Below are 16,374 nucleotides of genomic sequence, written 5' to 3' on the forward strand. Positions count from 1 at the left end.
GCCACCCCATGCCCCTTCCGCGCTACCAGGCAGCAGGAAGGACGACCGTGACGGCCCGCCGAACGGTCGAGAACACCGCGGACACCCGCGCCGCCCTGGCCACCGACACGCTCCCGGACACCCGGCCGGGCACCGGGGCCACCGCCGACCAGGGCGCACCCGCCCGCGTCGGGTACGGCGCACTGCTGCGCACCCCCGGGGCCTGGACGTTCCTGGCCCCCGCCTTCGCCGCGCGGCTCCCGTACGCGATGCTCAGCCTGGGCATCGTCCTGCTGGTGCTGGACACCCACGGCTCCTACGGCACGGCCGGCAGCGTCGCGGCGGTCTCCGCCGTCGCCCAGGCCTTCATCGGCCCGCAGACCGGCCGGCTGGCCGACCGCTACGGCCAGGCCGCCGTGCTCGTCCCGACCGTGATCGTGCACGCGGTCTCGGTCGGCGCGCTGATCGCGCTGGCCCTGGGCCACGCCCCGGTCTGGACCCTCTTCCTCGCCGCCGCCCCCGCCGGCGCCAGCGTGCCGCAGGTCGGCGCGATGGTCCGGTCCCGCTGGGTCGCCAAGCTCTCCGCCGAGGGTGCGGCCGGCGGGCGCTCGGCATCCGCGCTGTCGGCCGCCAAGCTCAACACCGCCTTCGCCTTCGAGTCCGTGACGGACGAGTTCACCTTCGTGATCGGCCCGGTGCTCGCCGGCGCCATCGCCACCTCGGTCACGCCCGCCGCCGGGCTGATCGCCGAGGCCGCGCTGACCGTGGTCGGCGGACTGGCCTTCGCCGCCCAGCGGCGCACCGCGCCGGCCCGGCACCCGCACCAGCCCGGCGTCCGCCGGGTCTCCGCGCTCTCCTCCCCCGGCGTCCGGCTGCTGGCCGGCGCGTTCCTGGGCGTCGGCACCGTCTTCGGCGCCATGCAGGTGTCGGTCACCGCGTTCACCGAGTCGGTCGGCCAGCCCGGCGCCAACGGCACCGTGTACGGGATCTTCGCCGGCGGCTCGATGCTGGCCGGCGTGCTGTACGGCATGGTCGCCTGGCGCCGGGCCGCCCGGCACCGGATGCTGGCCAGCTACGCGCTGCTGGTCGTGGGCTGCTCGACGCTCTGGGCGATGCCCAACCTGGTCGCGCTGTCCGTCGCCGGGCTGGTCTGCGGCCTGGCCATCGCACCGACGCTGATCACCGGGTACACCCTGGTCGAGACGCTGGTCGCGGACGGCGCCAAGACCGAGGCCTTCACCTGGCTGACCGGTGCGATCGGGCTGGGCCTGGCGGCCGGGTCCACGGTCGCCGGACGGCTGATCGACGGACACGGGCCGTCGGCCGGGTTCCTGGTGCCGATGGCCGGTGCCGGGCTCGGCCTGGTCGCGCTGGTCGCGCTGCGGCACCTGCTGATCGCGCCGGGCGCGGCGAGCACGGTGGTCGCGGGCGCGAACGAGCGGGGCTCGGCTCCGCAGCTGGTCGGGGCGGCGAAGGGCTGAGCGGCGGGGCTCGGGGGCGGCGGGCCGGGTCGGGGTGGCCCGGGGGCCCGGGGGCCCGGGCGGCTCGGGGGCGGGCCGCGTCGGGCGGCGGGTCCGGGCCGGAGCGGTGGCCCTCGGCGGCCGGCGTCCGGCGGGCGCCGGAACGGGTGCTTCGGCGCGCCCCCGGCTCATCTCACATTCGAGTCGCTGGACTGATCCAGCGGAATGCCGCATCATTGACCATCGTTAGCACTCATCAGGCGAGAGTGCCAGGAGGAAGACAAGTGCCCACGTACCAGTACCAGTGCACCGAGTGCGGCAACGGCCTGGAGGCGGTGCAGAAGTTCACCGACGAGGCGCTGACCACGTGCCCCGACTGCCAGGGACGGCTCCGCAAGGTCTTCTCGGCCGTGGGTGTGGTCTTCAAGGGCTCCGGCTTCTACCGGACCGACAGCCGCTCCTCGTCCACCAGCTCGGTGGGCACCGGCTCGTCGTCGAACTCGACCTCGTCGGGTTCGTCCTCGTCCGGCTCGTCGTCGGCTGCTTCGACCTCGTCCTCGTCGTCCTCGGGCGGCTCGACCGCTGCCGCGAGCTCGGCTCCGGCGGCGAAGCCCGCCGGCTGAGACCAGACTTCGCAAGGCCCGTGGGCCCGCGCCATCGCGCGGCCCCCGGGCCTTTCGCGTGCCCGGGCGGGGGGCAGGCCGCTCGCGGTCAACCGCCCATGGGCCCACTACCCCGTTCGGGTGTACGGAGTTGTCCACAGGGCCGAGTTGTCCACAGGTCTGGGGACAGCCCTTCCACCCGACCCCTGGGCCGCCCAGAGTGTGCGTCGGAAGAGCCGGCCCGCACCCCGGGCCGGCGCCCTGCGACCACCGGTGGTGCCCATGTCGACCACGAGCCTCCCCTCACGGTTCCCGCCGCTCCCCGCGCCGGCCGTTCCGCCCCGGCGGGAGGTGCCGCCCTTCACGCCGATCCGGCGTGGCGGTGGCCGCCTCCACCGGCTCCGCCGGGCCGCCCGGCACCGGTTCGGGGTGCCCGCCCTGCTGCTGGTCGCCCTGTCGGCCGCGCTGGCCGTCGGGCCCGCGCGGGCGGGTCTCTCCCCGCCGGGCGCCGCCTCGGTCGGCCGATCGGGTTGTCAATCGGGGCCCCTCGAAGATCACCCGTGACCGGACGACGACTTCGTCGTTCACGCGGCATGAAAGGCTTCAAGGAATTCCTGCTGCGCGGAAACGTCGTCGAGCTCGCCGTCGCCGTCGTCATCGGCGCGGCGTTCACCAACATCATCAACGCCTTCGTCAAGGGCGTGATCAACCCGATCGTCGGCGCCTTCGGAGCCAAGGACCTGGGCGCCTACAGTTCCTGCCTCAAGGGCCCCTGCGAGCTGAGCGCGACCGGCGAGGTCACGTCCGGGATCCTCATCCTGTGGGGCTCGGTGCTGAGCGCCCTCCTGCAGTTCGTCATCACCGCGGCCGTCGTCTACTTCTGCCTGATCCTGCCGATGACCAGGTTCGCCGCCCGGCGCAAGAGCCTCGCCGAGGTCCAGGCGGAGGCCGAGGCCAAGGAGGTCCTGCTGCTGACCGAGATCCGCGACGCGCTGGTCACGCAGCAGCGCTGAGCACGCCCCGTCAGCCGCCGTGGTGCGGCGGGCGCTGGCTCAGGTACCAGTCCAGTCCCCGTCCACCACTCTCCCCCGCTGCCGGGCGCCCGCCCCAGCCGGCGTCGGTGTCATCACTGGACCGCTGGTCCAGCGGGTCCCGGAAGACCAGCCGGGCCTTCGTCGCGGCCTTGGGGTCCTTGGACGCCTTCACGGCCTCCGCGACGTCCGCCCCGTCCCCGTCGTCCTGCCTGGGCTCCCGCTCGGTCACCGGCCCGCCTCCGTCTCGCACATCGTCCACTCCTCCAGCCTAGAAGCTCCTCGTGCCCGCGCCGACCGCCGCCGAGGACGCGCGAGAGCCCCGGTGCGGAGCGATTCCGCACCCGGGGCCCCGGTCCGACGGCGAGGTCGCGGCGGGGAGGCCGTCAGGCGGCTTCGAAGCCCGCGTGGTCGGCGATCCGCTTCAGCTCGGCCAGCGCGTGCTTCTCGATCTGGCGGATCCGCTCCCGCGTCAGCCCGTGCTGCTTGCCCACCTCGGTGAGCGTCCGCTCACGGCCGTCCTCCATCCCGTAGCGCGACCGGATGATCGAGGCCGTCCGGTCGTCCAGGCGCCCGATCAGACCGTCCAGCTCCTCGCGGCGGAGCATGACCATCACGGCGTCCTCCGGGGACGTCGCCCCGGTGTCCTCGACCAGGTCGCCGAACTGGGTCTCGCCCTCGTCGTCGACGGACATGTTGAGGCTCACCGGGTCACGCGCCCAGTCCAGGACGTCCTTGATCCGCGCCTCGGTGGTGTCCAGCTCGGCCGCGATCTCGGCCGGCTCCGGCTCACGGCCCAGCTCCTTGGACTTCTCCCGCTGGACGCGCCGGATCCGGCCCAGCTCCTCGACCAGGTGGACGGGCAGCCGGATGGTGCGCGACTGGTCCGCGATGGACCGGGTGATCGCCTGCCGGATCCACCAGGTGGCATAGGTGGAGAACTTGAAACCCTTGGCGTAGTCGAACTTCTCCACCGCCCGCACCAGGCCGGCGTTGCCCTCCTGGATGAGGTCGAGCAACGGAAGGCCGCTGCGCGGGTAACGCCGCGCGACGGCGACGACCAGCCGGAGGTTGGAGCGGATGAAGACGTCCTTGGCGCGCTCGGCGTCCTCGGCTATCGCCTCCAGCTCCTCACGCTTCACACCCTTGGGGAGCTCCGCCTCCTCCAGCAGGTGCTGGGCGTACACACCGGCCTCGATCCGCAGCGAGAGCTCGACCTCCTCGGCGGCATCGAGCAGGGGCGTCCTGGCGATCTCGTCGAGATACATACCGACCAGGTCACGGTCGGCCTCAAGGTTGGTCGGGCGGGCCGCGCGAGTCCGGTCGGCCCTGTCGCGAACGACGGCACGGGTGGCCATGCTTGCTCCCTTTGCTGGAATTGCCGAGGTCTGCCTGCCTGCCCCCAAGAGGGCAAGAATGCGGGCCCCGCGGGGCTCACACGTAACGATCCAACGAACAGATTCCGGACAACATTCCCAAGTCGCTCAGATTCTTCCGCCGATGCAGTATGCTGCCGGTTTTCACCGCGCCCCTGGACGGAGCGTGACCGGGCCGGCACCACAGGTGTCGGCCGGGCGGTCCACGCGGCGCGGTCCACCGAATGCGGTCGGCGGGACCGCGGGTGCGGCCCTCCGGCGCCTTGCCGCTGCGCGGCCGCCCATGCCGGGGCCGTCGACGCACTCCTTTGCGGACCCTTCACTCCGGAGAACCCGCGGGCAGCCACGCGCGTTCCCACCCGGCCCCGCCGGAGCCGCCGCTGCCACCGGTTCCGCACCCCGGAGCCGCCTCGCGCCCGCACCCCGGCGCACGCAGATCCTCCGCACAAAAGATGCCAAATCGCTATCGCGCAGGCGTCCGATCAGCACAACGCACGGGGAAGGTGTCAGCCATGCACCTGACCAACAGCTCGCCTCTCCTCACCCCGCGTAGCCGCCACCTGCTCCGGCACGTGGCGCTCGCGGCGGGCTGTACCGCGCTGTTCGTGGTCCTGGCCACCCTGGTGCAGACCGGCTGGTCCCCCCTCGCCCGGCTGGACCAGGGCTGGGTGGACGACATGCACCGCTACGCCCAGGGCCGAAGAGTCTGGGTCGCCTCGGTGCAGATGCTCACCGACATCGGCGGCACGATCACCATGCGCACGCTGCTCGGCGCCGCCACGCTCTGGCTCTGGCTGATCGGGGCCCGGGTGCTGGCCTGCTGGGCGGCGGCCCAGGCGCTGGTCGGCTGGGGCTTCCTGTGGGTCCTGAAGCTCTGCCTCGACCGCCTGCGGCCGCACTTCCCCGACCCGGTCGCCCACGCCGGCGGCCCGGCCCTCCCGTCCGGGCATGCGATGGCCTCCGTGATCACCTGCGCCGTCCTGGTCGGGCTGGTCTGGCACCGGTCCTCGCGCGGCGGGCGGATCACCGCCTGTTCGATCGCCGCGCTGACCGTGCTGACGATCGGCTGGACGAGGGTCGCCCTCGCCGTCCACTGGCCGAGCGACGTGCTGGGCGGCTGGCTGGCGGCTGGGATCGTCCTGGGCGCGGTCACCGTGGCCGTCGAGCTCTGCCGGCCCGGCGCGCTGGCCCGGGACGTCCGGCGGGTCAACTGGCGGACCAGGCCGAGGGTCCAGCGCGTCCTCGTTTCCCAGACCGCCCCCGCGCCCTACGACCCGGCTTTTGATCCGGCTTTTGATCCGGCCTTCGAGGAGGCCGGCGAGCGGGCCGGCGACCGACCGGACGGCGCGGTCAAGCCCTAGCGCGGGTCCCCCGGCCTCGGGCCGGTCCGCCGGGCCCGCCTAGCCTGGCCTTCATGCCGCTTCCCTCGACGCCCGACCGACCCGCTCCCGCCCCCGACTTCCCCGACCGGCCGCTGCGGATCGCCGCCGCGCAGGCCCAGGCGGTGGCGGGCGACATCCCCGCCAACGTCGCGACCGTCGCCGACCTGATCCGCGAGGCCGCCTCGGACGGCGTCCGCCTGGTGCTCTTCGCCGAGAAGTTCCTGTCCGGCTACGAGCCCGAGCTGATCCGGACCGACCCCCTCAAGTACAGCGTCGAGCCCGGCGATCCCCGGCTCGCACCGATCGCCGACGCCTGCCGGGAGACCGGCACCGCCGCCGTGGTCGGCGCGGCCGTCCGGGACGCCGACGGCGAACTGCGCATCTCCGCCCTGGTCTTCGGCCCCGACGGTGCGCTCACCACCCGGTACGACAAGCAGTACCTCTTCAAGACCGAACGGGACACCTACCGCCCCGGGACGACGGGCTGCACCCTCCAACTCGACGGCTGGCGGCTCGGCCTGGGCATCTGCTACGACTCCGGCTTCCCCGAGCACGCCCGCGCCGCCGCCCTCGACGGCTGCCACGCCTACCTGGTCGGCGCGTTGTTCAGCGTGGGCCACGGCCACCACGAGTCCCGGACCTGGTTCCCGGCCCGCGCGCTCGACAACACCCTCTACACGGTGCTGGCCAACCACATCGGCACCACCGGCGGCTGGCACACCTGCGGCGCCAGCGCCGTCTGGTCCCCCGACGGCCGCCTCCTCGCCGAGGCCGGCCCGGACCGCCGCGAGCTGGTCGTCGCCGACCTCGACCCGGAGGTCCTGCGCACCACCCGGGAGGCCGAGAGCCTCCTCGCCGACCTCGCCTCCCAGCCCCGCACCACCCCGCGCGACCGGCACGCCCTCGGTCTCGGCTGAGCGCGCCCCCGACGGCCCGTCACACGCCGGCGGCCCCGAACGCGCCCGGCCGACTCCACCGCCCCGGGGCGCCGGTCCTCGTGCCCACCGTGGACCCGCCGGGCAGGCGGCCCCACGGCCGTGAACGCGGCACGGACGCGCGGCACGGACGCGGCACAAGCGGGACACGGGCGGGGCGGCGGTCGGGAACGACGAAGGCCCAGGTCCGGGGGAATCCCCGGACCTGGGCCTTCACTGCGTACCGCGCTGTGCCCCAGGCAGGATTCGAACCTGCGACACCGGCTTTAGGAGAGCCGTGCTCTATCCCCTGAGCTACTGAGGCGGGGTCGTTCGCGGTCGGGCGCGCGTGTGGCGCGACGACCGCTGACAGCCTAGCGGATCGGGGGGTGGCCACGCCGGGTCGGGCCGTCGGCCGGGCGGAGGTGGCGGGGTGTGCGGTGAGGGGAGTCCGCGTGCGAATCGTGTGCGGGAAGATGGGATCATGGGCAGGGTGCCGATGGTGCCCGGCGACGGGGCGTCACATCCTGCTCCAGTAGCCTGGAGCGAACCGGTGTTCCGGTGCGGGGCGTCGGTGCCCCCGCCGGCCCTGGCACGCCTGCAGCAACGCATCACCGCAAGGACGAGGCGCTTCACCATGACATCAGCCGGCAGACGGCACCCGGCCCTCCGCGTACTGGGCCAGGTGTGGCTCTGGCCGGCACTGGTGATGCTCTGCGTCGGCGCCTACCGGCTCGGGACGCCCGAGCTGTGGCGGGACGAGGTGGCGACCTGGACGGTGGCGACCCGCTCGCTCGGTGATCTGCTCGGACTGCTCCAGCACATCGACGCCAGCAACGGCGCGTACTACCTGCTGATGCACGGCTGGACGTCGGTGTTCGGCGACTCCGCGATCGCGTTGCGGCTGCCCTCCGTGCTGGCGATGGCCGGCGCGGCCGCGTTCGTGGCGCTGACCGCCCAGCGGTTGTTCGGCGGCCGGGTGGCGGCGATCGGCGGCGGGCTGCTGTTCTCCGTGGTGCCGCTGATCTCGCGGTACGCGCAGGAGGCCCGCTCGTACGCCCTGGTGACCTGTGCGGTCGCCGCTGCCACCTGGTTCCTGCTGCGCGCGCTGGAGCGCCCGTCACTGCGGCGGTGGGCGCCGTACTGCGTGGCGATGGCGGCGGCCGGCACCGGGCACCTGATCTCCTTCGCGACGCTGGCCGGCCAGCTGGCCGTGGTGGCGCTGCACCTGTGGCGGACCCGCCCGGCCACCGAGCGGCGGGTGCTCTGGCAGTACCCACTCGCCGTGCTGGTCGCGGCCCTGCCGGTGCTGCCGGTGGTGCTGCTGGGCAGCCGGCAGTCCGGGCGCCAGCTGGGCTGGATCGGCAAGCCGACCTTCTACCAGCTGCGGCACTTCGGTGAGCCGCTGTTCGGCTCGCCCGGGGTGTTCCACGTCTTCGCCCTGCTGGCCCTGCTGGCCCTGGTCCTGCCCGGGCGCCGCCTGCCCGCGCTCCAGCTGCTGCTGCTCGCGGTGCTGCCGGTGCTCGGCGTCTGGCTGGTGTCGCGCGGCAGCACCTCGTACTTCGTCGACCGCTACCTGCTCTTCACGGTGCCGGCCTGGGCGGCGCTGGCCGGCGGCGGGGTGCAGGCGGTCTACACGACGGTGGCGGCGGCCGCGCGACGCAGCCGGACGCCGGGGCAGGTCCGGGCCGCGGGCGCGCTGCTGGCCGTCGGGCTGATCGCGGTCCCCGCCCTGGTCGCGCTGCCCAAGCAGTCCTCGGTGCGCTCCGCGGGCTCGCACTCCTTCTCCCGTGAGCCGTACCGGGCGGCCGCCGAGCTGATCGGGGCCGGGTACCGGCCCGGCGACGGACTGGCGGCCCCGCTCGGCGACCAGGGCTGGGCGATGGTCGGGCCGGGCGTCTCCTACTACCTGCCGAGCGACGTCCGGCCGTTCCCGGTCTTCGTCGAACGCAGCGCCCTCCAGGCCGAGGACCTCTTCCCGACCACCTGCCCCCAGGTGGACGCGTGCCTGGGGCCGGGGCAGCGGACCTGGCTGCTCGTCCTCGGGGACACCGCCGAGCCGCTGACCGCGATGCCCGCGGAGCAGGCGCGGGCCCTCCGGGCCAGGTACGGCCCGCCCGACCGGGTGACGCCGCTCGGCGGGGTGACGCTCGCGCTGCTGGACTCCACCACCGGCTGAGCCGGCTGCCGCGCCGCCCGGTCCGGCGCCCGCGTGGCGGCGGTCCGCCCGGATGCGGCCGTCCGGCGACCGGGTGACCATGGAGCACGGTGACCGGGGCGCCTCCGGCCTCCGGCCGCCCGCCCCTCGACGGTCGGGACTGCCCGGGAGGACACCTGTGAGCGAGCACCCGGCCGGGCGGGTGACCCGGCTGAAGAAGCGGTCGGCGAAGCTGGCCCGGCGCGCTCGCGAGCTGCCCGAGCAGGTGCCGCTGGTGGGCCGGGCGCTCGGCCACCTGCTGCGGGTGAACCTCCTCGACTGCGCGACCCGGCTGGCCGCCCAAGCCTTCCTGAGCGCCCTGCCCGCGCTCTTCGTGGTGGCCGTGTTCACCCCGGCCGCGGTCCGCGAGAACGTGATGCGCTCGCTCCGCAAGGAGCTGGGCCTGGAGGGTGCGGCGCAGCAGTCGGTGCAGCAGATGCTGCAGAGCAGCCATGACCAGGAGACCACGATCGGCGTGTTCGGCGCCCTGGTGACCCTGGCGTCGGCGACGGCGCTGAGCCGGGCGATGCAACGCGTCTGCGAGCGCTGCTGGGAGCTGCCGAGGGCGGGTTCGCGGGTGGTGGCCTGGCGCTGGCTGGTCTGGCTGCTGGTCTGGCTGGTCTGCCTGATGTTCCAGACGCCGCTGCGGGACGGCTTCGGCCTGGGTGCCTGGCTGGGGATTCCGCTGACCTTCGTCGGCGGGACGGCGATCTGGTGGTGGACCCAGCACCTGCTGCTGGTCGGCCGGGTGCGCTGGCTGCCGCTGCTGCCGGGGGCGCTGCTCTGCGGGGCGGTGGTGGTGGGCCTGGGGATCGCCTCCCGGATCTACCTGCCGCGGGCGATGGCGCACAGCGTGACGCAGTTCGGGCCGTACGGGGTGGTGTTCACCGGCCTCTCCTGGCTGATCGTGATGTTCGCCGGGCTGACGCTGGCGATCGCGCTGGGCCGGGTGGTGTCGGAGGAGGAGTCGGTCGCGCACTGGCTGGGCACCCGGACCGAACCGGGCGTCTGGGGCGGCGCCCCGCTCACGGCGGAGGAGGCGGGCGAGGCGGCGGGGGACGCGGGCGGACCGGACCCCGACGGCGCGGACGGGCCCCGGGGCGGCTGACGCGCCTCGGCGGGGGAACCGGTGGCCGGTTCCCCCGCCGAGGGGTGTGCGAGGCCCGCGGGCGGGCCGGACGGCCGAGGTCAGAGCAGGCGGGTCAGCCGGGACAGGATGGACGGCGGGGCCAGGTCCGTCTGGAGCACGACCGGGACCTCCACCTTGCCGTCGCCCGCCCCCACGCTCAGCACGCCGACCTGGGCACCGGCCTTGGCCGTGTGGCCGAGCTTGGCCGGGTCCAGGGTGAGGGTGCCGCTGATGCCGGGGAAGCCGGCCGCGGTGAGGTCCTTGGCGGCGACGACCGGGACCGAGCCGCCGAGCCCGTCGTCGACCCGGCCGACGACGTCGCCCTGCTTGGCGAGGGTCTGGCCGGTCAGCCCGTTCTGGGCCGCCTGGATCTGCAGGGCGCTGACGTTCTGGACGATCTTGAGGATGCTCGGCTCGGCGGTGGTCGCCGGCTGGCCCAGGGTGACCCCGAGGATGAGCCGCTGGACCCCGCCGACCTCCTTGTAGGCGGCCCACATCAGGCAGCCGCCGGCCGGGGTGCTGGAGCCGGTCTTGACGCCGATGATGCCGTTCTTCGGGGAGATCAGGGTGTTGGTGTTGGAGATCTTCTGATTGTTGAAGTTGGTCTCCGGCGTCGAGACGATCTGCCGGAAGATCGCGTCCTGCATCACCTGCTCGGCCAGCTTCAGCTGGTCCTTGGCGGTGCTCTTGGTGTCCGGGCTGAAGCCCGCCGGGTCGGTGTAGGTGGTGGCGGCCATGCCGAACCTGGCGGCGGTGTCGTTCATCTTCTTGACGAACGCCTCCTCCGAACCGGCGTCCCAGCGGGCCAGCAGCCGGGCCACGTTGTTGGCCGACGGCAGCATCAGCAGCTCCAGTGCCTGGTACTGGGTGAGCTGCTGGCCCTCGGTGAGGGTGACCCTGGACTCGTCGACGTTGCCGGACTCCTGGGCGGCCTGCTTGTCGACGGTGATCTTCGGGCCGCTCTCCCCCTTCTTGAGCGGGTGCGACTGGAGGATCAGGTAGGCGTTCATGACCTTGGTGACACTGGCGATCGAGGCCGGCGTCTCCGGGCCGGAGCTGCCGAGACTGCCGACGCCGACGACCTGGGCGGCCGACTGGCCCTTGGCCGGCCAGGCCAGGTCGAGCGGGTCGCCGCCGAAGCTGTAGCTGCCCGCGGCGGTCTGCTTCACCTTGGCGTCCGGCAGCGGGCGGAGCAGCTGCGCGACCGCCACCGCGCCGAGCACGACGGCCAGGAAGACCGTCCAGATGGTGATCCGCTTGAGTGCGCGGCGAAACGGCGAGACGGGGCGCGCGTTGAGCGTCGCCAGCACCTGCATCGCCTCGGCCGTCGTCTCCGGGGCCGGCGCGGGCTCGGGGGCGGGCAGCGGCGCGGGCTTCGGCAGCGGCGGCGGGGGCGGCAGCGGCCGGGGGTCGGGGGTGGGGAGCGGCTCGGGGGCCGGGGTGGGCGCCGGCTTCGGGGCCGGGACGGGCTCCGGCTCGGGGGCCGGCTCCGGCTCCGGGACGGGCCTGGGGGCCGGGTGCGGCTCGGGGACCGGCTCGGGCACGGTGCCCGCACCGGGTGCCCGCGGGGCGCGGGGCTTCTCCAGCTTCTCGGCCTGCCCGGCCCGGTCGGCGGGCGGCGCGGGCGGCCCGGGCCGCGCGGGGGTCTCCGGCTCCTCGCCGGCGCCCTTCGGCTCGTCGCCGGGCTCAGCGGGTTCGGCGGGCTCGGCGGGCTCGGCGGGTTCGGCGGGCTCGGCGGGCTCGGCCGAGGGCTTCGCGGGCTCGGCCGCAGGCTTTCCGGGGACCACCGATTCCGTCCGCATGGCGAGACGCGGGTCCGGCCCGGTCGGGCGCCCCGGCTTCCCGGCGGGGGCGTCGGCCGGCGGCTCGACCGGCGGAGCGCCCCGGCCGGCACCGCCGTCCGCCGGGGAACGGAGCTCCTCGGGCAGCCGCAACGCGGTGGTCGCGTTGTCCGCGGGCAGTCGCAACGAGGTCGTCGCGCTGTCCGCGGGGAGGCGGAGCGCGGTGGTCGCGTTGTCCACGGGAAGGCGGAGCATGGTGGTCCTGGAGTCCGTATCCCGGACACGGAGCTGCACGGTCGACCCCGTCCTGGGCGCGCCCGCGCCATCGGCGGCGGGCTCCCCGGTGGCGGCGGAGGCGGCCTCCGACCCCGCGTCCGAGGCATCGTCGGCGCCGGCCTCCGAAACCGCCGCGGGGCTCCCGGGCTCGTCCGAAGCGGCCTCGGCACCGGCCCCGGCACCCGCCCGCGCACCCGCCCCGGCAGCGTCGGCGTCCTCGCGCCCGGCCGGTTCCACGGCCGCCGCCGTCGCGTCGGCACCGGCGCCGGAACCGCTCCGCGCCCCGTCCCGCTCCCGCCTCCGCTCGCCGTCCCGCAGCACCCTGTCGGGGGACTCGCCCACGTAACCCAGCCTCCTCAACGCCCGGCGGGGCACCGGCAGACCCGATTTCGGGAAGCCGACGCCCCGCCCCGTGTACCTGTACAGTCTCCGCCACCGGCGACCGTTCCGGCCGCCCACACCCCGCCCGACCGGCGCGTATTGCCGCCGCACGGCCGCACCGCGGTCCCTCCACCGGTCAGACGCCGGGCCCGCCTCCGCCGGTTCCCCGCCGCGGCCGCAAGGTCACGATTCGGAGGCGTACTCGACAAGCCCGTGTGAGAGGCGTCACGCTGTCATTCATCCACGCGGGGAGGCTTGGATGGGCAAGAGCCGCAGAACTGTTCCCGAGGAACTCTTGCTGCTCGCTTTGGACCCGACCACGGGTACCACTGCGCAGCCGCAGACCCTCGACCTCGGACTCGCCGGGGCCCAGCTCGTCGAGCTGTCCCTGGCCGGACGGATCGTCCCGGAGGGCGATCGGATCGCCGTGGTACTGCCACGGCCGACAGGCGACCCGACCCTGGACCACGCACTGGAACTGCTGCGCCGACGCGGCAGCCCGGTTCGCGCGGCCCACTGGATCGGTGGGCCCAGACTGGGGCTCAGGCAGACCTATCTGGCGCACCTGGAGCGGTGCGGCATGGTCACGGCCGTGCCGGGCCAGATGTGCGGCGTGCTGCCGACGACGCGCTACCAGGCGTCCGACGACTGCACCAACGCCGCGATCAAGCAGCGGCTGGACACCGCGATCCGCACCGGCGTGCCGCCGGACCCGCGGACGGCCGCGCTGGCCGCGCTGGCCCACTCGGTGGGCCTGGGCAAGCACCTGTACCCGGGCAACGAGGGCCGGTCCTCACGGTCCCGGCTGCGCGACCTGATCCGCTACGACCCACTGGGCGGGATGGTCGCGCACGCGGTGATGGACGTGCAGAACGGTCTGCCGTCGCAGCAGAACCGTTCATCCCAAGGTGGTGGCGGCGCTCCGGTCGGCGCGGACCGACCGGGACCGCGTGCGGCGGCGAGCCGCGGCGGGACCGGTGGCCGGGTCGCACCGCCCCGCGTCGGCGTCCGCTGACCCGGACCCACCACGCGCGGCGCACGCCGCACAGCTCACGCCGCCACCCGGCGGTGAACAGCCGGCAGAAAGCAGGGGCGGTCGCCCGCGACGGAAGTCGCCGGGCGGCCGCCCCTCCGCCGTACCCCGCGGGCGGGGCCGGGCACCCGTGCGGCGCCCCGTCCAGCCCGCCCGAGCACGTGCCACCGGCACGTGTACGGGCACCTGCCGCGCCCCCGTACGACCCATCGCACCGCCACCGCAGCACTACCGGATCGAGCCGCACCGTCGCCTTACCACGCGGGAAGGCCCGCCGTCTCGCCAAAGCGCTTTTCCGATGATGTGTTCTACTGCGCTCCTGCGATTCCCCGGCGCCGACCTGATCCAAGGTGTCATGCTGCTCCAAGTCAGGGGGGTTGGTCCCAATTTCCACTGTGTTCCGAGGACTGCCGTTCCAACGATCACCAGAGGTCCGGCCGGAGGTCGACGTGTCCGCGAACATCAACCCCACCGTGCGTCGCAGGCGCCTGGGCTCCGAACTCCGCAAGCTGCGGGAGGGCCTGGCCATGACGGCGGAGGAGGTGGCCGGCCGGCTGATGGTCTCCCAGTCGAAGATCAGCCGACTGGAGAACGGGCGCCGCAGCATCAGCCAGCGCGACGTGCGCGACCTCTGCGACGTCTACAACGTGACCGACGAGGCCATGCGGGCCAGTCTGATGGAGATGGCGCGGGAGTCCCGCCAGCGCGGCTGGTGGCACGACTTCAACGACATGCCGACCCCGTACAGCGTGTACATCGGCCTGGAGGCCGAGGCCTCGTCGATCCGCGCCTACGAGTCCTCGTTCGTCCCCGGGCTGCTGCAGACCGAGCAGTACGCCCAGGCCGTCGTGGAGGGCACCCAGCCGGACACCGACGCGCTCTCCGTCCAGCGGCGGGTGCAGGTCCGGATGAAGCGCCAGGACCGCGTCCACGGGGAGAACCCGCTGGGCAGCCTCTGGACCGTCATAGACGAGGCGGTGCTGCGCCGCGAAGTGGGCAACCGGGCGGTGATGGCCGATCAGCTGAAGCACATGCTGGAGCTGAGCCAGCGCCCGAACATCACGATCCAGGTGATCCCGTTCTCGCACGGCGCCCACCCCGGCATGACCGGGACATTCTCCCTGCTGGAGTTCCCCGAGTCAGCCGATTCCACGGTTGTCTACTTCGAAGGGGTGACGAGCGATCTCTACCTGGAGAAGGAAGCCGACGTGCGCCGCTATACCAGTCTCTACGACCACCTGCGGGCAGCGGCGCTCGGAGTGGTCGAGAGCCGGTCACTGATAGCCACGATTGAAGAGGGATACCACGCATGAGCACCACCTTCGAGAACGGGACGACCTGGCGGAAGAGCACCCACAGCGGCGGCAACGGCGCCTGTGTGGAGATCGCCACGCCGGCTGCGGGCGCCGTCGCGGTGCGGGACTCCAAGGATCCCCAGGGTCCTCAGCTGAACTTCTCGGCCGAGGCCTGGAAGGCGTTCGCCGTCGATGCCGGAGCAGGGGTGTTCGGCGGCTTCTGAGCCACCGCGCCGTTCTCGGCGCAGTCGCCCGTAGCGGTGTCCGCCGCCCTCCCCCGGGGCCGCGGGCGCCGCTGCCGGCACCTACGCGGCCGCGCGCCGGCGGACCGGGCCGATCGGGCCCACCGGGCCGGGTGGAACGTCAGCGCAGCACCGGGTAGCGGTCCGCCCAGGCGGCGCCCTCCGGGGTGTCCAGGCCGTGCAGCTCCGGCCCGTGCATCAGCTCCAGGACGAAGTCGTCGGCCAGTTCGAGCAGGGCGCCGCGCCCCTCCAGCGCGGCCACCAGGCCGGGCGGCAGGGCGCTGTCCCCGTGCAGCACCCCGAGCAGGTTGCCGCAGATGGCGCCGGTGGAGTCGCTGTCCCCCGAGTGGTTCACCGCCAGCAGCAGGCCCGAGCGCACGTCGTGGGCGACCAGCGCGCAGTACACCCCGATCGCCAGCGCCTCCTCGGCGACCCAGCCCTCGCCCAGCGCCTCGACCCGCTCCGCCGACGGCTCGCCGGCCCGTACCGCGTCCAGCGCCGCCCGCAGCGCCGCCGTGGTCTCCTCGTGCGCCGGCCGCTCGGAGAGCAGGGCGAGCGCCAGGTGGACGCCCTCCTCCAGGGTGCCGCCGCGGGCCACCGTCTGGACGATCACCGCCAGGGCGCCGGCCGAGAGGTAGCCGGTGGGGTGGCCGTGCGTCAGCACCGAGCACTCCACGGCCAGCTGGAACACCAGGCCCGGCTCCCAGGTGGTGAGCAGCCCGAACGGCGCCGCCCGCATCACCGTGCCGCAGCCCTTGGAGTGCGGGTTCTTGGGCACCTCCACGGTGCCGAGGCGGTCCGCGTCCGGGCCGGAGAGGCCGGACAGGCAGGCCTGGCCGGGGGCGCGCTGGGCGTACAGCCACTCCTCGCGGCCGAGCCAGCCGAGGTCGGTGCGGCGCTCGTCCGGGCCCCAGTCCCGCTGGGTGGCGGCCCAGCGCAGATAGGCGAGGTGGAGGTCGGTGGGCGGGTGCCAGCTGCCGGTGTCGCGCCGGATGTGGGCGCGGATCAGCCCGTCCACGGTGAAGAGCACCATCTGGGTGTCGTCGGTGACCGCCCCGAGCCGGCCGTAGGCGGGTACGTAGCCGGTCACGCCGAGCGGGCCGTGCGCGGCTCGGATCTTCTCCAGCGACTCGAACTCGACGCCCGCGCCGAGCGCGTCACCGATCGCCCCGCCGAGCAGACAGCCCCGCACCCGGCTGCGGAAGTCCTGCTGCTGGGCTCGTGACCACAGTGGCATCACGACGGAGCGCCTTTCGTCCGGGAACCGGGGAGCGCGACGCTCGGCCGGCCGCGCGC

The 16,374-nt window shown here is 74.2% G+C and carries 14 protein-coding genes and 1 tRNA gene; 10 read left to right on the forward strand and 5 right to left on the reverse strand.

The window, feature by feature from the left end:
• Positions 1 to 182: 182 nt before the first annotated feature.
• From ACFWA9_RS00950 to mscL, 3 genes are all read left to right on the forward strand, one after another.
• The gene (locus ACFWA9_RS00950; protein ID WP_329492220.1) at positions 183 to 1,460 is read left to right on the forward strand and encodes an MFS transporter; all 1,278 of its coding nucleotides are present in this window, start codon (positions 183 to 185) and stop codon (positions 1,458 to 1,460) included.
• Between the two features lie 263 nt (positions 1,461 to 1,723).
• Entirely contained in the window at positions 1,724 to 2,062 is a 339-nt protein-coding gene (locus ACFWA9_RS00955) for an FmdB family zinc ribbon protein (RefSeq protein ID WP_352290629.1), read from the forward strand.
• Positions 2,063 to 2,634: 572 nt separating this feature from the next.
• Positions 2,635 to 3,054 carry a large conductance mechanosensitive channel protein MscL gene (gene mscL / locus ACFWA9_RS00960; protein WP_359803732.1) on the forward strand — a complete coding sequence of 140 codons (420 nt, stop codon included), beginning with the start codon at positions 2,635 to 2,637 and terminating at the stop codon, positions 3,052 to 3,054.
• A 10-nt stretch (positions 3,055 to 3,064) separates the two neighbouring features.
• Here mscL and ACFWA9_RS00965 read toward each other — a convergent pair whose 3' ends face one another.
• Both ACFWA9_RS00965 and ACFWA9_RS00970 read right to left on the reverse strand, forming a co-directional pair.
• Positions 3,065 to 3,334: a hypothetical protein gene (locus ACFWA9_RS00965; RefSeq protein WP_380382161.1), complete on the reverse strand. Its 270-nt coding sequence runs from the start codon at positions 3,332 to 3,334 to the stop codon at positions 3,065 to 3,067.
• 124 nt (positions 3,335 to 3,458) lie between these two features.
• Complete coding sequence (locus ACFWA9_RS00970; RefSeq protein WP_329489273.1) at positions 3,459 to 4,430, reverse strand: sigma-70 family RNA polymerase sigma factor; 972 nt, start codon at positions 4,428 to 4,430, stop codon at positions 3,459 to 3,461.
• Positions 4,431 to 4,960: 530 nt separating this feature from the next.
• Here ACFWA9_RS00970 and ACFWA9_RS00975 point away from each other — a divergent pair.
• Positions 4,961 to 5,809, forward strand: coding sequence for a phosphatase PAP2 family protein (locus ACFWA9_RS00975; protein WP_380382163.1), 849 nt, complete (start codon positions 4,961 to 4,963; stop codon positions 5,807 to 5,809).
• Positions 5,810 to 5,862: 53 nt separating this feature from the next.
• Positions 5,863 to 6,747, forward strand: coding sequence for a carbon-nitrogen hydrolase family protein (locus ACFWA9_RS00980; protein ID WP_380382165.1), 885 nt, complete (start codon positions 5,863 to 5,865; stop codon positions 6,745 to 6,747).
• A 249-nt stretch (positions 6,748 to 6,996) separates the two neighbouring features.
• Here the strand turns inward: ACFWA9_RS00980 and ACFWA9_RS00985 are convergent.
• A tRNA-Arg gene (locus ACFWA9_RS00985) sits at positions 6,997 to 7,069 on the reverse strand.
• Between the two features lie 312 nt (positions 7,070 to 7,381).
• On the opposite strand from ACFWA9_RS00985, the gene ACFWA9_RS00990 reads away from it, so the two are divergent.
• Both ACFWA9_RS00990 and ACFWA9_RS00995 read left to right on the forward strand, forming a co-directional pair.
• The gene (locus ACFWA9_RS00990; RefSeq protein WP_380382167.1) at positions 7,382 to 8,923 is read left to right on the forward strand and encodes a glycosyltransferase family 39 protein; all 1,542 of its coding nucleotides are present in this window, start codon (positions 7,382 to 7,384) and stop codon (positions 8,921 to 8,923) included.
• A gap of 157 nt (positions 8,924 to 9,080) precedes the next feature.
• Positions 9,081 to 10,049, forward strand: a complete 969-nt coding sequence (locus tag ACFWA9_RS00995; protein ID WP_380382169.1) for a YhjD/YihY/BrkB family envelope integrity protein — start codon at positions 9,081 to 9,083, stop codon at positions 10,047 to 10,049.
• A gap of 80 nt (positions 10,050 to 10,129) precedes the next feature.
• Here ACFWA9_RS00995 and ACFWA9_RS01000 read toward each other — a convergent pair whose 3' ends face one another.
• The gene (locus tag ACFWA9_RS01000) at positions 10,130 to 12,106 is read right to left on the reverse strand and encodes a D-alanyl-D-alanine carboxypeptidase (protein WP_380382171.1); all 1,977 of its coding nucleotides are present in this window, start codon (positions 12,104 to 12,106) and stop codon (positions 10,130 to 10,132) included.
• Positions 12,107 to 12,767: 661 nt separating this feature from the next.
• On the opposite strand from ACFWA9_RS01000, the gene ACFWA9_RS01005 reads away from it, so the two are divergent.
• The 3 genes from ACFWA9_RS01005 to ACFWA9_RS01015 all read left to right on the forward strand — a co-directional run bounded on the left by ACFWA9_RS01005 (position 12,768) and on the right by ACFWA9_RS01015 (position 15,060).
• The gene (locus ACFWA9_RS01005; protein WP_329489267.1) at positions 12,768 to 13,523 is read left to right on the forward strand and encodes a GPP34 family phosphoprotein; all 756 of its coding nucleotides are present in this window, start codon (positions 12,768 to 12,770) and stop codon (positions 13,521 to 13,523) included.
• A 467-nt stretch (positions 13,524 to 13,990) separates the two neighbouring features.
• Positions 13,991 to 14,854, forward strand: coding sequence for a helix-turn-helix transcriptional regulator (locus tag ACFWA9_RS01010; protein WP_329489266.1), 864 nt, complete (start codon positions 13,991 to 13,993; stop codon positions 14,852 to 14,854).
• Positions 14,851 to 15,060, forward strand: a complete 210-nt coding sequence (locus ACFWA9_RS01015) for a DUF397 domain-containing protein (RefSeq protein ID WP_329489265.1) — start codon at positions 14,851 to 14,853, stop codon at positions 15,058 to 15,060. Before ACFWA9_RS01010 ends, ACFWA9_RS01015 begins: the two co-directional genes overlap by 4 nt.
• Before the next feature lie 139 nt (positions 15,061 to 15,199).
• Here ACFWA9_RS01015 and ACFWA9_RS01020 read toward each other — a convergent pair whose 3' ends face one another.
• Positions 15,200 to 16,315 (reverse strand): ADP-ribosylglycohydrolase family protein, encoded by a 1,116-nt coding sequence (locus tag ACFWA9_RS01020; protein ID WP_380382174.1) that lies wholly within the window; start codon positions 16,313 to 16,315, stop codon positions 15,200 to 15,202.
• Between the last annotated feature and the right edge of the window lie 59 nt (positions 16,316 to 16,374).

Source organism: Kitasatospora sp. NPDC059973 (genome assembly GCF_042737525.1).
Taxonomy (GTDB): Bacteria; Actinomycetota; Actinomycetes; order Streptomycetales; family Streptomycetaceae; genus Kitasatospora.